The sequence below is a fragment of the Saonia sp. genome (assembly GCF_056326165.1).
In genome coordinates this window covers 59534-75158 of the sequence record NZ_JBWFBN010000013.1, presented here as the reverse complement: position 1 = coordinate 75158, position 15625 = coordinate 59534, and the positions used below count along the sequence as shown (strand labels likewise).

The window sequence follows — 15625 nt, the reverse complement described above, 5'->3', positions numbered from 1 at the left end:
TAACTCATGAGCTTAAAAAAAATAAAACTAATTAACGCTGCAATATGTTTTTCTTTTATTCTGGGAAGTTGCGGTGACAAATTCACGACCGAACAAAAAGATGATTATATATATGTTTTGAACAAAGAGGGCAGTGCTTTGGGATACAACCCCGATTCAGGGGTAGAACTTTTAACGGTAGATCAATATGCATTTAAAGACCTAAATAAAAACGGAAAGTTAGATGTTTATGAAGATTGGCGTCTAACAGCCGATGAACGAGCCAAAGATTTGGCCTCACAAATGAGTGTGGAGCAGATTGCGGGATTAATGCTGTATTCTGCTCACCAATCAATTCCAGCTAGAGCGGGCGGGTATTTTGCAGGCACTTACAATGGAGAGAATTATGTTGAAGGAGAAACAGACCCTTCTGAACTTACGGACCAGCAAAAGAAATTTCTGGAAGAGGATAACTTACGGCACGTACTAATAACAACAGTTAAATCTCCAGAAATAGCTGCACAATGGAACAATAAACTTCAAGCCTTATGTGAAGGAATCGGTCTGGGTATTCCCGCTAATAATAGTTCTGACCCAAGGCATGGCACTATGGCCAAAGCGGAATATAATGCTGCTGCAGGTGGTGAAATATCAATGTGGCCAAGTTCCTTGGGGATGGCTGCCACCTTTAATCCAAAATTGGTAAAACAATTTGGGGAAATTGCGTCCATAGAATATAGAGCTTTAGGTGTTACTACTGCATTATCTCCTCAAGTTGACATTGCAACGGAACCTAGGTGGGCAAGGTTTAGTGGTACGTTTGGAGAAAGCCCCAAGCTTTCTGCGGCAATGGCACAAGCCTATTGTGATGGTTTTCAATCTACTAACAATGGTGGTTGGGGCATAGAAAGTGTAAACGCCATGGTGAAACATTGGCCAGGCGGCGGGTCAGGTGAAGCAGGGAGAGATGCCCACTATGGTGCAGGTAAATATGCAGTATATCCTGGCAATAATTTTGATGACCATTTAATTCCTTTTACAGAAGGTGCTTTTAAATTAAATGGAGGTACAGAAAAAGCATCAGCCGTAATGCCATATTACACTATTTCATGGAATCAGGACACAAAAAATGGAGAAAATGTAGGTAATAGTTATAATAAGTTTTTGATAACCGATTTACTACGTAATAAATATAATTATGACGGTGTGCTCTGCACAGATTGGCTCATTACCAGTGACCACAAAGTTCAAGATCTTTTCATTGATGGTAAATCTTGGGGAGTAGAAAATTTATCGATAGCTGAAAGGCATTATAAAATCTTAATGGCGGGAGTTGACCAGTTTGGCGGAAATAATGATGCAAAGCCTGTAATAGAAGCCTATGAAATGGGGGTTAAAGAGCATGGTGAAGATAGAATGAGAGATAGAATGGAACAATCGGCTATACGGCTTTTAAAAAATATTTTTAGGGTAGGAGTTTTTGAAAACCCTTATTTAGCTCCATCGGAAACTAAAGAAATAGTAGGGCAGCCTTTATTTATGAAAGCAGGTTATGAAGCTCAGCTTCAATCTGTGGTAATGTTGAAAAACACTAAAAATATTCTCCCGCTAAAGGAAAAGAAAACAATGTATGTTCCAAAGCGTTTTGTACCAGCAAGCCGTAATTTCTTGGGCATGGAAAGCCCTGCATCAACAGATTATCCTGTAAGCCTAGATTTGGTGAAAAAGTACTTTAATGTAACCGATAATCCAAATGATGCCGATGTGGCAATGGTTTTCATACAAAATCCTACGGCTACCATTGGGTATGACAAAACAGATGTGGAAAGAGGCGGCAATGGTTATATTCCCATTAGTTTACAATATAATGATTACACTGCAACAGAGGCAAGAGATAAAAGTATAGCAGGCGGTGATCCTTTAGAAGACTTTACAGATAGGGGTTATAAAAACAAAGCTACGTCTACCTCTAATATATCCGATGCCGAATTGGTTACAGAAACAAAATCAAAAATGAAAGGAAAACCTGTGCTGGTAATTGTGAACACAACAAATCCCATGGTATTTTCTGAAATTGAAAAAGATGCAGCAGCCATTTTAGTTAGTTTTGGGGTACAAGACCAAGCATTGTTAGATATTATTTCTGGTAAGGCAGAACCATCGGCGCTTTTACCCATGCAAATGCCAGCAAATATGATTACTGTAGAAAAGCAATTTGAAGATGTGCCTTTTGACATGACAAGTTATGAAGATTCTGAGGGCAATATATATGACTTCGGATTTGGTATGAATTGGGGAGGAGTTATTAATGATGAAAGAGTAAATAAGTATAGATAGTGCTATAAATATGGCATTCCATTCCATAAAAAACATGCCATAGATAAAAATTCCATGGCATGTTTTTTAATACTAATATTCTCCTACAAGTTTTTCTTCTGCCACATTCTACTAAACACTAAAAACAAAAATCCACATAACAACCATGCAGGTAATGTTACAAAGGACAAGAAAACATCAAATTTCACTGAAATAAAATAGAATAATACAAATGATATTGCCCATGCTGCAATCATCGATGTATTAAAAGGAGCACCCGATTTCTCAGCATAAAACTTTTGAATTCCGAATTTTTCACCAAAGAAATGCTCAAAGACTATAATAGCTCCTACTGGTGCCAGTATAAACCCATAAAATGCTACAAAATCCAATAATTTCATTGCAAAAGCAGGGAACAATCCAGCAATGGTAGCAATGGTACCTGCAATAATAGTTACCCAAAAAGTAGAGAGTTTTGGCATAATAGCTTGAAAAGCTAATCCTGCTCTATAAATCGTAGGGTTTGCTGTTGTCCAACCAGCAAGGATTACCGCTATAATTCCAAATACTCCTATGGCGTTGTAGGCCAATGGACCTGGAGCTACGGAAGGAGCTTGCCCTGCAGTTAACAAGGCTTGTGCTTCTGGTGTTCTAACATACACGGCATATAGTAGTGCAGCAGCAATCCATGCCATATAGTGCCCAACATACATTCCTGCAGCGGTTGTCCATCCAGAACTTGCTTTCTTAGCAAAACGAAACACCGAAAGGTCAGACATACCAATATGCATAGCACCATTAGCAAACCAAGACCAAAAAATGATGTGCCAAAGCGTATATTTTATCTGACCAGGAAAAGGGTCTGAGCCTTCGCCCCAAATGGCCCAAAAATCTGAAAAACTGCTAACTCCCAATTGTTTTAAAGCAACAACCCCACAAGCAATAAATGCTGTTATAATAATAGGAGACATCCAATTTGCAGCCTTGGAAACTGTATCAAAACCCTTGGCAGCAATTAAAGAAATAACCGCGCCTATAATAATAACAATAACAACCCATGTTGCACCATTAGGCATAGTATCGGTAAGCTTAGGCATTTCCATTCCAAAGGGAATTCCCACTGCAGTTGCAGAAACTGTAATCATAGCCCCTGCTAAGAAACAGAATAAAATACCATTGGCAAGGTTGTAACCAATTACTAATTTTTTACCTACAATTTTCTCTAGGTGATAGTATAATGTAAGCCTATATTTTACTGCTATTTCAGCCGTTAAAAATCGCCAGCTTAGAACTGCTAATAAATTTCCTATTAGCAATCCAATAATTAAATCGAAAGCACTAACACCTGCCGTTAAAAACAACGGTCCAATAACAAATTCGGTTCCTGCAGCATGCTCGCCTGCATACATTCCTAAAAAACTCTTCCAACTTTTCCAACTAGATTTTGGCACAGGAGTTCTTTCAAATTCGCCTCCTGCAGCTTCCTCAATATCTTCTTCAATGTTATACTGACTCATAGTTTGGTTGTTTTAGTTAATAAACTACCTCGAGGCTAAGCGTACGAAGTATTAAAATATTTTTTTTTAACATAAAATTGAAGGGTTATACCCTAATTGGCTATCGCCCCGTGATTAAGTGGTTTGGAAAGTCGTTCACCTTTTCACAGCAAACTTGTTCCATAACTTGTTGTAATTCTGCTTTTAATAGGGATATGGTATGGTTGCCACCTTCATTCCCTAGCGCAGCAACACCATACATAAAAGACCTACCTAGGAATGTAAACTCGGCACCACTGGCCAAGGTTCTTGCAATATCTGGCCCTGAACGTAAACCGCTATCCATCATCACTTTTATTTTATCTCCATATTTCTCTGCAATTGGCACCAATGGTTTTATGGTAGATTGACCCGCATCTAACTGCCTACCACCATGGTTAGAAACAATAATACCATCGAGTCCTAATTTAATGGCCTTCTCAGTATCCTCTTCGCTAGCAACTCCTTTTAAAACAATTTTCCCCTTCCACATATCGCGAATGGGTTTAATCTTTTCTTCATTTAAGCGACCCGAAAAAGTATCGTTCATAAACTTACCCAACTGTTTTAAATCTAATCCTTTAGGCATATAAGGAGTTAGATTAGCAAAACTAGGTTGCCCGTGAACTAAGGTTTTTACAGCCCATTCTGGTCTACCTAAAATTTGCATGATGTTCTTTGCAGACATTTTTGGTGGCATGGCCAAGCCATTACGAATATCTCTTGGTCTAAATCCAAATGTTGGCACATCGCTTAACAGCACTAAAACTGGGTACTCCGCTGAGGCAGCTCTTTTAATTAAATCGTCCCGTAACGAATCTTCCGCAGGATGATACAATTGAAACCACGCTTTCCCTTCTGTTAATTCTCCTACACGTTCAATATTACTTGTGGTAACGGTGCTTAAAACAAATGGAATATTATGCTCAAAGGCTGATTTTGCTAATATTTCTGTAGAATTTGGCCACATAAGGCCTTGCAAACCTACTGGAGCAATACCAAAGGGTGCATCGTACTCATGCCCAAATAAATTGGTCTTCATGGACGATTTTGTATGCTTGGATAAATAATACGGTTTTAACTCAACTTCGCGTATTTCTGATGTGTTCTTATCCAGGTTTACATCCTCATTGCAACCACCATCTAAATATTCGAACGCGAATTTTGGAATCTTTCTTTTTGCTCGCTCCCGTAAATCGTTCACCGAAGGATATTTAGGATTAAAACTCTTGCTTATTTCTTTAGGTATTCTTCCCATACTACACCAGTTCTAAAGGAACCAACTTTTTCATTTTGTAATTTTCTTTCAGAAATTTTTTTCCAAGTTGCTTATTTGACAAAACCATGCCTGCACCAAGTGCTGAACCTAAGGGTGATGTTGTGGTTCTTACTTTATATTCTTTAAAGTGATATCCCATCAATTTTACAAAAATGTCGTTATCTGTAAAACCACCATCAATATATATTTTCTGTATTGAAGTTTTCCCAATTGCCATTTTAACCGATGCTATTTGAAGCTCCATAAGTTCTATCATTAATTGATGAAAAGCTTCTTCAAAAGTTTTAAACCTATTTAAATCTGTTTCTTGGGGTTGTTTTCTTTTTAAACTAATCCCTTCAAACTTAAAATATATGGCAGCGTTTTTAACTAATTTAAGGTATAGTTCCTTGTTAAATGTTACCTCTCTATGATATCCATATTCTTTACCGTAATACATACTCAGTTTTTTAACCTGAAGCTTATATTCATTCCCCATAAAAAAACGAGTCGCTTTAACACGTCTACCATCAATCTGCATATAATTTAAACAATTATCATTGAGGTCTTTCTCAGTGAGTTTTTCATTATTATACGGATTTAATGAGATACTCCATGTGCCCGTAGATAAAAGAAGGAATGGTTTTTTTTCGCTAAATAAATAAGGTAGTAATGCTGCTGAACTATCGTGAATACCTACTCCAATTTTAATATTCGCACCATTGTAATTCATGTTGATACATGTCTGGGTTGAGACTATTGGGGGAAACACTTCATTTATTTTCTCTTGATATACCCAATCATGGTAATCATTCTTTTCATAGTCCCAAAGTAAGGTATGACTTCCCAAACTGGTATACTCACTTAATGGAATGCCTGTAAACAAATACGATAGGTATTGAGGAAAATGAAGCGAATATTTAATCTTCTTATACAATGCTGGTTTTGTTTTTTTTAACCAATACAACTGTAAGCCAGAATTTAACAATCCTGCTTTTGGCGATGCTGTTTCTACAGCGACCTCTTTATACGTAGCATAAAATTCTTCTATAAAATCTTCGGGTATTGGTTTTAGATAATTATACAAAGGCGTAAGTACTTTTCCATCTTTATCTAAATGCACAAAACTTGCTCCGTAGGTAGAAAAATTAATGGCTTTTATGTCATAGGTTTCTGCACTTAGAATCCTATCGAACAATTCTTTTAACCATTGTTGAAGCGCTGGTAGGTTCTCTGTTGGGAAACCATCCTCATCTTCAATTTCATCAAACTGGGTGTATTCTTTATATACTTCTTGAAAATTTGCATCGAATAGAAAAAACTTTTTATTGGTTTTACCAATATCAAAAACGGCGGTTACTTTAATTCTTTCCATTTTTAATTTTTTATAACCCAGATGCTTTAGAGTTTGCACCACGCTCTGCAACTAAACTTGAACGAACTCCTAATTTTCTGTATGCCTCAATCGGATTTAATGCCCCACCAGAAAGGAATCTAGCTTGTTTTATTAGTGGTCTAACATCTGTTCTATAAGCTTCTTGTATTATTTCTTGACATAAGGTGATATCATTTTCGCCTTGCGCCGCTCTAAGTTTTTTCTGGTCTATAAGCAGTGCTTTGGCATAGGCCTCTTGGATAGCTTCTAGAGACTGTATTAAATCTTCAATAGGGTCTTTTAGATTATGGCTAGCATCTATCATCCATGATAATGCTGGATTATTAGGATTGTTTTCCATACCATAAACCAGTTCATTAAAAATAAGAAATAGTGCGTATGGTTTTATGCTACCAACAGTAAGGTCATCATCGCCATACTTGCTATCATTAAAATGAAATCCCCCTAATTTCCCTTTACACATCAGCGTTGCCACTATTTGCTCAATATTCGTATTAGGTAAATGATGTCCTAAATCTACAAGCGTTGTGGCTCTCTCTCCACAAGCATTGGCTAGCATAAAAGAGGTACCCCAATCTTGTATTACAGTACTGTAAAAATTAGGCTCGTAAGGTTTGTATTCTATTAGTAACTTCCAATCTTCAGGAAGTGAACTGTAAATTTCTTTTAGACTACTTTCTGTATTTAAAAGTGATTCTTGAAAATTATTCTGCCCTGGAAAAGATGCTCCATCTGCTAACCAAACCGTAAGACTTTTAGAACCTAATTGTTCTCCAATTTTAATAACATCTATATTATGTTTAATCGCCTGTGCTCTAACATCTTTATTTCGGTCTGCCAGAGAACCATACTTATAACTTTGCTTGTCGGTAGCCTGGTCTTGAAAGGTGTTAGAATTCATGGCATCAAAACCAATATTCAATAATGAGGCTAGCTCTTTTATAGCATTGTAATCTTTTGGAACATCCCACGGAATATGCAAAGAAACCGTCCCTGCCGTTTGGGTAAGGGCATGTATTAATCCCACATCCTCTAGTTTTTGTTCTAAGGTGGCTGGTTCTCCTTGGTACGAAAAGCGAGCAAAACGTGTGCCGCCAGCGCCCAACGCCCAACTAGGGATTGCAACTTGAAAATCGGCTAGCTTTTTCACAATAGTAGCTACATCAAAACCTTTGTTATTTAATGAATTTGACAAAAAAGCATAACTATCTTTTTGTTGCTGTACCGCGCTTTTATTGCAATCATGAATGTGTTCTTCTTTAATTTTCATGTGTCCAAAATTTTGTCCTTGACAAAAAATATTTAAAAAAATAGAGAACCATTTAATCAAAAATTCTCCAATCTATTTACCGTACAAAAGCATTTGCCATACCACCATCTACATTAATAATATTTCCTGTAGACTTACCTAAAATGGCAACTAGCGAGAATACTCCATCAGCAATATCTGCTGGGTAAATAATTTCATTCAACAAATTTCTTTTGGCATAATGGGCTGGTAATTCTTCTACTGTAATTCCGTATGCTTTTGCTCTACCTTCTGCCCAAGCTCCTTCCCAGATTTTACTGCCTACAATAACACCATCTGGGTTTACCGTATTTACTCTAATTTTATCATTACCAAGCTCTGCTGCCAACAACCTTGTCATATGCTGTTGTGCTGCTTTTGCTGTGCCATACGCTATATTGTTTGGCCCGGAAACTAAACCGTTTTTACTGGCTATATGAATAATATCTCCTCCTAAATTTTGTTTGCGAAGAATGGTTACGGCTTGTTTTGCCAACTCAAACTGACCTTTTACCAATACATTTTGAAGTATATCCCAATCCTTTTCTGTAGTCTCTTCTAAGGGTTTAGATATAGCAAGTCCAGCACTATGAACCACAATATCTACACCACCAAATTCTAAACATGCCTTTTTATAGGCTTCCTGAATTGATGCCGCATTGGTAACATCAGATTGCGCATAAGCTGCCACATCATTTTTATAGGTAGCATGCGCTTCTTCTAACCTTTCTTCTGATAAATCTGTTAAAAATACATTGGCGCCTTCTTCAGCCAATTTATCTGCAATAGCTTTTCCTATTCCACCACCAGCACCAGTAATTAATACTACCTTTCTAGATAGTGGTTTCTCTTTGGGTTGGCGTTGCAGTTTTGCTTCTTCTAATAACCAATATTCAATATCAAAAGCTTCTTGTCTTGGTAGCGAAGTGTATGCTGTAATTGCTTCCGCGCCACGCATTACATTAATTGCATTAATATAAAACTCGCTTGCTACGCGCGTAGTTTGTTTATTTTTTGCAAAGGAAAACATGCCTACTCCTGGGTATAAAATTATTACAGGATTGGCATCTCTCATTGCTGGGCTATTGGCTTTTTTACAGGTATTATAATACTCCTCGTATTCTTTTCGGTATGCATCAAAAGCAGGGTTTAGTTTTTTAAGAATAGCTTCCGTATCTGAAACATCCTCATTTGGGTCTAACGACAAGACTAAAGGCTGAATTTTTGTTCGTAAAAAATGGTCTGGACACGATGTTCCCATTGGAGCCAAGCGAGACAAATCATGACTATTTATAAACTCCAACACCTTTTCATCATCCGTAAAATGACCTATCATTCTATTTTCAGAAGAACAAAGTCCTCTTAAAATTGGAGCTAGGATTGCTGCCTTATCTAATCTTTCATTCTTAGATAAACTCTTTATTTTTTGTCCTCCAAAAGGAGCTCCTTTTTCTTTTATTTTTTTCTCAATGTATTCTGAAGCAGTTTCAATAACCTCTAAACTATTCATGTAACATTCATAGGAAGTATCTCCCCATGTAAATAAACCATGACTTCCTAAAACAATACCCCTTATCCCTGGATTATCGTTTAAACATTTTTTCAATTGTAGTCCTAAGTCAAACCCAGGGCGTTGCCAGGGCACCCAGCCCATTGTATCTCCCCAGATTTCTTTTGTTACTTTTTCACTGTCTTTAGCTGCAGCAACAGCAATTAATGCATCTGGATGTAGATGGTCTATATGTTTAAAAGGGAGTAAGCCATGTAAAGGTGTGTCTATTGAGGGAGCTCTGCTATCTAAGTCATAAATACAATGATTAAAAAGACCTACCATACGATCTTCATCTGCCAAACCTTTGTAAACATTTTTTAAGTTTCTTAATCTATCGGTATAAAGTCCTGCAATACCAGAACGAGTTAATGTACCTATATCGCCTCCAGAACCTTTTATCCACATTACCTCCACTTCCTCATTGGTCAATGGGTTCTTTTCTATGGTCTTACAACTTGTATTTCCGCCTCCATAATTGGTAATTCTAAGATCTCTACCCAAAATATTAGACCTGTATAAAAAGAGCGCTATTTGGTCATTTCCCAGTTTTTCAACAGCTTCATCATCCCACAAGTACTCTACATTTTTAAAAATTTTAATCTTCATTTAGACTATTTTTACTAAAATATGAAGTTTAAATGTATTCATTATTTTATTTGTAAGTGTTCTGAACTGTTAGGTAATGACCCAAAATAAAAATTTAGTATTGGAATTGATAGCAATAAATGAGTTTTCAAAAATTCCAAAGTATAAACAAATTATTAACTCTATTTATACAGCCATTGAAAGTGGCACTATAAAAAGAAATGATAAGCTACCCTCTGTAAATGAATTATTAATAGAATTTGATATTTCCAGAGACACAATTGTTAGGGCGTATGACCACTTAAAAAAAATTAAAGTTGTGGAATCTGTACCTGGAAAAGGATATTATATAAAAACTGATAATCTTATCCTCAAGGCTAAGGTATTTTTATTATTTAATAAGTTAAGCACGCATAAAAAGACTATTTACGATTCTTTTTCAAGAACTTTAGGGGATAATGCCACAATAGATTTTTTCATCTACGATAATAAGTACCGGCATTTTAAAGAGCTAATAGTCGCTAGTAAATCTCGAGATTATAGCCATTATGTAATTATATCACATTTTGAAGAAGGAGGTGATCATATAGTGGATTTTATTAAAAAAGAAATCCCCATGAACAAATTAATTGTTTTGGATAAAAAAATAGACACCTTGGAAAAAAGTGTAGCTACTGTCTATCAAGATTTTGAAAACAATATATACTCGGCACTAACTGAATTAAATCAACTTTTAAAAAAATATAAAAGTATAAAACTCTTATTTGGGAGTGACACCTATTATCCAAAAGAAATTAAAAAAGGGTTTGTAAAATTTTGCGGGGAATATGCCTATGATTTTTCAGTTATTGACTCATTAAATTCCATAGAAATAGAAAAGCATACAGCCTATATTGTTTTAATGGAAAGCGATTTGGTTACTTTAATTAAAAAGATAAAGCAAACAGATTTTATTTTAGGAAAAGATGTAGGCGTTGTTTCTTACAACGATACTCCGCTTAAAGAAATTTTATTGAATGGTATTACCGTGATTTCTACAGACTTTGAAAAACTTGGTTTGCAAGCAGCCAATATGATTCTCAATGGTCATAAAAAACAGTTTAGCAATCCCTTTTATATTATACCAAGAAAATCGCTTTAAATAATGATTATTTTCTTTTTTCCTTTTTATAGAAGTTTAGAATAGTACTTTGGCGTTCAAATAGATTTAGTCATCAGAAAAATGTAGAGCATAGCAACTATATTAAATCAAAATGATTTTTATATCTTTCACAGGGTAATTTCTTTAAATTACTAAAAACCATTAACTATTAAATAACCAAATAACTAACTTATGAAAGGACTGGATTCACTAGACTGGATTGTAATTGCTGGCTACTTTATAATATTGCTAGGAGTTGCATGGTGGGTCATAAAACAAAAACAAAAAAATACTGAAGATTACTTTTTAGCAGGCCGTAATATAGGATGGTTTATGGTTGGTGCCTCAATTTTTGCCTCTAACATTGGCTCTGAACATGTTGTTGGATTAGCAGGAAATGGCGCCGGTGACAAAATGCCTTTACTTATTTATGAATTACATGCTTGGCTTGTATTAATGCTTGGCTGGGTATTTTTGCCCTTTTATGCTAGAAGCGGTGTGTTTACAATGCCAGAATTCTTGGAAAAACGTTTTGATGCACGTTCCAGATGGGTGCTATCTATAGTTTCTCTTATAGCATATATATTGACCAAAGTATCCGTTACCATTTATGCTGGTGGAGTTGTAGTGTCTGCTCTTTTAGGAATTCCTTTTTGGATTGGAGCAGTTGCAACTGTGGTTTTAACTGGTATTTATACTGTTTTAGGCGGCATGCGAGCTGTTGTCTATACAGAAACCATACAAGCCATTGTATTGGTTGTAGGCGCAGGTATTTTAACCGTTTTAGGATTAGATGCTGTTGGCGGATGGGGTGAGTTAAAGGAAACCATTGGTCCAGATTACTTTAATATGTGGCGCCCTAATTCCGATCCAGACTATCCATGGTTACCACTATTTATAACAAGCACCGTGGTAGGTATTTGGTATTGGTGTACCGATCAGGTAATTGTACAACGTGTACTAACGGCAAAAAACATTAAAGAAGGAAGAAGGGGAAGCATTTTTGGTGCACTGTTAAAGTTGCTTCCTATCTTTTTATTTTTAATTCCTGGAATCGTAGCACTGGGATTAAAATTACAGGGGAAATTAGACTGGGACAGCCCAGACGAAGCTTTTCCTGTATTAATGAGTAATTTAATGCCGTCTGGATTAAGAGGATTGGTTGCTGCAGGTTTATTAGCTGCATTAATGAGTTCGCTAGCCTCCGTATTTAATTCTTGTTCCACATTATTTACTTTGGATATTTACAAAAAAATTAAGCCGAACAAACCAGAGGCTGAATTGGTAAAAACAGGAAGAATTGCCACTTTCTTTGTTGTTGGTCTTGGACTCCTATGGATTCCTATAATTTCGAAATTATCTGATGGCCTTTATGAATACTTACAAAATGTACAAGCCTATATTTCACCACCAATTGCGGCTGTATTCCTATTAGGTATTTTTTATAAAAGAATGAATGCCAATGGTGCTATTGCCACATTAATTGGTGGGCTCATTATTGGGTTTTCTAAACTAACCTTGGAAATATTAAAATCTAGTTTTTCAGAAGGTAGCTTCCTGTTTAGCATAGCAAACATTAATTGGTTAGTTTTTGGCGCTTATTTCTTTGCACTTTGTGTTGCCATAGCAGTTGTTGTAAGTATGTTCTACCCAGCACCGACACAAAAACAATTGGCAGGATTGACTTTTGGCTCAGTTACAAATGAGCAAAAAGAAGCAAACAAATCTAGCTACAACATATGGGATATCTTAACATCAGTTCTGGTCATAGTAATAGTAATATACATTATGATTTCATTTAGTACGCTTGCATTGTAATTTTTAAAAAATATGAGCACAAAAAAAGCCTTCAATAGTTGAAGGCTTTTCTATTTATAAAATCAGCATTCTATTTTAGAATAATTTCAATTGCATTTAATTCTTCCTTACTAAAATCTAAATTATCCAATGCCTTAATATTATCTAGTAATTGAGCCGTTCTGCTAACTCCCACAAGTACTGTTGATACTCTATCATCTTTTAGCAACCAAGCTACAGCCATTTGAGCTAAACTTTGACCCCTATTTTCAGCAATATCATTCAGTTTTCTAACTTTATCCAGCACTTCTGGGGTAATCTGATTTGTATTTAAATACCTCGCATCTTTTACTGCGCGAGAATCTTCTGGAAAACCTTTTAAATACTTATTGGTAAGAATACCTTGCTCTAATGGAGAAAACGCAATGGAACCCACTCCTTTTTCACCCAAAACATCCATTAATCCATTTTCAGCCCAGCGATCAAACATATTGTAACGTGGTTGATGTATCAACAAGGGTGTTCCCATGTCTTTTAATATCTCATGAGCCTTTGCAGTATCTTCGGCATTGTACTGAGAAATACCCACGTACAAAGCTTTTCCTTGTTGTACAATACTATGCAAGGCTCCCATAGTTTCCTCAAGAGGTGTATCTGGATCGCGTCTATGGCTATAGAAAATATCTACATAATCTACACCCATTCGTTTTAAGCTTTGGTCTAAACTAGCAATTAAGTACTTTCTAGAGCCTAAATTACCGTAAGGACCAGGCCACATATCCCACCCTGCCTTGGTAGAAAGTATTAACTCATCTCTATAAGGTGCAAAGTCCATTTTGAACATTCGTCCAAAATTTTCTTCAGCAGAACCATATGGAGGACCATAATTATTTGCCAAATCGAAATGACAAATGCCATTATCAAAAGCTGTTCTTAGAATATCCCTGCCCTTATTAAAGTCATCAGAATTTCCAAAGTTGTGCCATAATCCTAAAGATAGCATTGGCAACATTATTCCACTGTTCCCACAACGGCGATATTTCATTGAATCATATCTATCTTCCGCGGCTTGGTATGTGCCAAAAGGTGAATCGTCATTAATTTTCATATAGTTGGTTCTAGGTTAATTTAAAGTAAGTTAAACTTACTGAATTTTTAAAATTAAATAAATATGTTTTTGTTATGATATTGAATTGTTTAGGGTTGTTACTGTCCTATATCAATCACTTCAAACGAAATCAATTCATTGTCTTCAAACTTAGATGTTACTTCTATAGGATTACAGCACACTTCACAGTCTTCTACATATGTTTGATGTGCAACCGAAGAGTCTAACAACATGGATATTTCTTCCCAACAATAAGGACATTGAAAAAAATGTTCGTCCATATTAGTTCAAAATCATAAACTAACATTCAATAGTTGTCCTGTAAGTTGCAATAATTGCAACTCGGCCAATTTAGCATCGTACTTTGCCAAATTTTTATTGGTCTGGGCATTCAATAAATTTATCTGCGCCTGTCTAAACTCTATAGATGTAATTCTTCCCAATTGAAACTGCTCTTTTGAACGCTCAAAATTATTTTGATTGGTGAGCACATTTTGCTCTTGAATGTTATAGATATTTAATCTGTTCTTATAGATGTCCATTGCATTTTGAATGTCCCTGTTCACTTCCAATTCAATTTGCTTTTTAAGCATTTCCTGATTCTCATATACAATTTTGGCATTCTTAACACGTACAGTTGTGCCACCGCCATCAAACAAATTCCATGTTAAATTGGCTCCCAATCCCAAACTTGCGGAAGTCGTATTAGTTCCAGGGAAAATTGCTCCGGACAAAAAAGCCGATGGTGCGCTTTGGTTTAGATTCCAACCGTAAGAACCAGTTAGCCCAATAGTGGGTAAATATCCTGACTTATTGACCTTAATATCATATTCATTAATCTTTAAGTTTTTCTCTGTTTGTAAAACGGCAACATTATTTTCTTGAGCCTGAGAAATGAATTCCTCTAACCGTATTTTGGACACAAAGCGAACAATGGTATCTACAACATAGGTTTCATTCAAATTTTGGTTCAATATTACATTAAGGTCCCTTTTTGTATTTCTTAATTGTTGTTGAACATTCAATAAATTTATACTGTCGTTTGTAACATCTACTTGCGCATTTAAAATATCTAACTTGGTATTCTGTCCATAATCAAAAGCATATTCTGCTCGCGTATTTCGGTTTTTTGATATTTCTAATGCCTGTTGTAATACATTCTTATTTTCTGTTAGTCTGGCAACTTCAAAATAAATACTAAAAAGTTGAAGGATTGTATTTTCTATAGTCTCCCTTGCCTGCAATTCACTTAGTTGATATTGCTCTTTCAACCTCTTGTAATTATAATGCCTCCCCAAACCATCAAACAAGGTATAATTTAGGTTTATACTGGAATTGTAACGCTGACTTTCAGCCTTATTCACCTCAGCGTTCGATCTTGGTTTACCATCTTCCGTAAGCTGACCTGGGAACTCAGTACTAGAATCACTTCTGTTATAATTTGCTCCAGCATTACCTGTTAGTGTTGGCAAATAACCCGAATTTAATAGTCCTGCATTGTTATCAGCAATTTCAACCAGATTTTTTGCTACGTTAATTCCGTAATTGTTTTCCAAAGCCAAGGTCACAGCATCTTCTTTGGATAGCAATTTTTCTTGGGCATTACCTTTACTAATAAAAGTGAAAATTAAAATGGGGATAAAATAAATTCTTCTCATTATTCTTTGTCT

General features: G+C 35.8%; 11 protein-coding genes. 3 read left to right on the top strand and 8 right to left on the bottom strand.

The window, feature by feature from the left end; all coding sequences use genetic code 11:
* Nucleotides 1-6: 6 nt before the first annotated feature.
* Nucleotides 7-2316: a glycoside hydrolase family 3 protein gene (locus AC000W_RS12060; RefSeq protein WP_474748609.1), complete on the top strand. Its 2310-nt coding sequence runs from the start codon at nt 7-9 to the stop codon at nt 2314-2316.
* 83 nt (nt 2317-2399) lie between these two features.
* Here the strand turns inward: AC000W_RS12060 and AC000W_RS12055 are convergent, their stop codons facing one another.
* The 5 genes from AC000W_RS12055 to AC000W_RS12035 form a co-directional block, all read right to left on the bottom strand.
* Nucleotides 2400-3812, bottom strand: a complete 1413-nt coding sequence (locus AC000W_RS12055; RefSeq protein ID WP_474748608.1) for a purine-cytosine permease family protein — start codon at nt 3810-3812, stop codon at nt 2400-2402.
* Nucleotides 3813-3912: 100 nt separating this feature from the next.
* Nucleotides 3913-5088 carry an alpha-hydroxy acid oxidase gene (locus tag AC000W_RS12050; RefSeq protein WP_474748606.1) on the bottom strand — a complete coding sequence of 392 codons (1176 nt, stop codon included), beginning with the start codon at nt 5086-5088 and terminating at the stop codon, nt 3913-3915.
* A gap of 1 nt (nt 5089) precedes the next feature.
* The gene (locus AC000W_RS12045; RefSeq protein ID WP_474748605.1) at nt 5090-6463 is read right to left on the bottom strand and encodes an FGGY-family carbohydrate kinase; all 1374 of its coding nucleotides are present in this window, start codon (nt 6461-6463) and stop codon (nt 5090-5092) included.
* A gap of 10 nt (nt 6464-6473) precedes the next feature.
* On the bottom strand, nt 6474-7754 hold the full coding sequence (locus AC000W_RS12040) for a sugar isomerase (protein ID WP_474748604.1): 1281 nt from the start codon (nt 7752-7754) through the stop codon (nt 6474-6476).
* Nucleotides 7755-7830: 76 nt separating this feature from the next.
* The gene (locus AC000W_RS12035; RefSeq protein ID WP_474748602.1) at nt 7831-9930 is read right to left on the bottom strand and encodes a bifunctional aldolase/short-chain dehydrogenase; all 2100 of its coding nucleotides are present in this window, start codon (nt 9928-9930) and stop codon (nt 7831-7833) included.
* Nucleotides 9931-10006: 76 nt separating this feature from the next.
* On the opposite strand from AC000W_RS12035, the gene AC000W_RS12030 reads away from it, so the two are divergent.
* Nucleotides 10007-11050 (top strand): GntR family transcriptional regulator, encoded by a 1044-nt coding sequence (locus AC000W_RS12030; RefSeq protein WP_474748601.1) that lies wholly within the window; start codon nt 10007-10009, stop codon nt 11048-11050.
* Nucleotides 11051-11242: 192 nt separating this feature from the next.
* Nucleotides 11243-12868, top strand: a complete 1626-nt coding sequence (locus AC000W_RS12025) for a sodium:solute symporter (protein ID WP_474748599.1) — start codon at nt 11243-11245, stop codon at nt 12866-12868.
* A 70-nt stretch (nt 12869-12938) separates the two neighbouring features.
* On the opposite strand, the gene mgrA is transcribed toward AC000W_RS12025, so the two are convergent.
* The 3 genes from mgrA to AC000W_RS12010 all read right to left on the bottom strand — a co-directional run bounded on the left by mgrA (nt 12939) and on the right by AC000W_RS12010 (nt 15613).
* Nucleotides 12939-13955, bottom strand: a complete 1017-nt coding sequence (mgrA, locus tag AC000W_RS12020; protein WP_474748598.1) for an L-glyceraldehyde 3-phosphate reductase — start codon at nt 13953-13955, stop codon at nt 12939-12941.
* 98 nt (nt 13956-14053) lie between these two features.
* A complete protein-coding gene (locus AC000W_RS12015) occupies nt 14054-14236 on the bottom strand; it encodes a CPXCG motif-containing cysteine-rich protein (protein WP_474748596.1) in 183 nt (60 codons plus the stop codon).
* A gap of 12 nt (nt 14237-14248) precedes the next feature.
* On the bottom strand, nt 14249-15613 hold the full coding sequence (locus tag AC000W_RS12010) for a TolC family protein (protein ID WP_474748595.1): 1365 nt from the start codon (nt 15611-15613) through the stop codon (nt 14249-14251).
* Between the last annotated feature and the right edge of the window lie 12 nt (nt 15614-15625).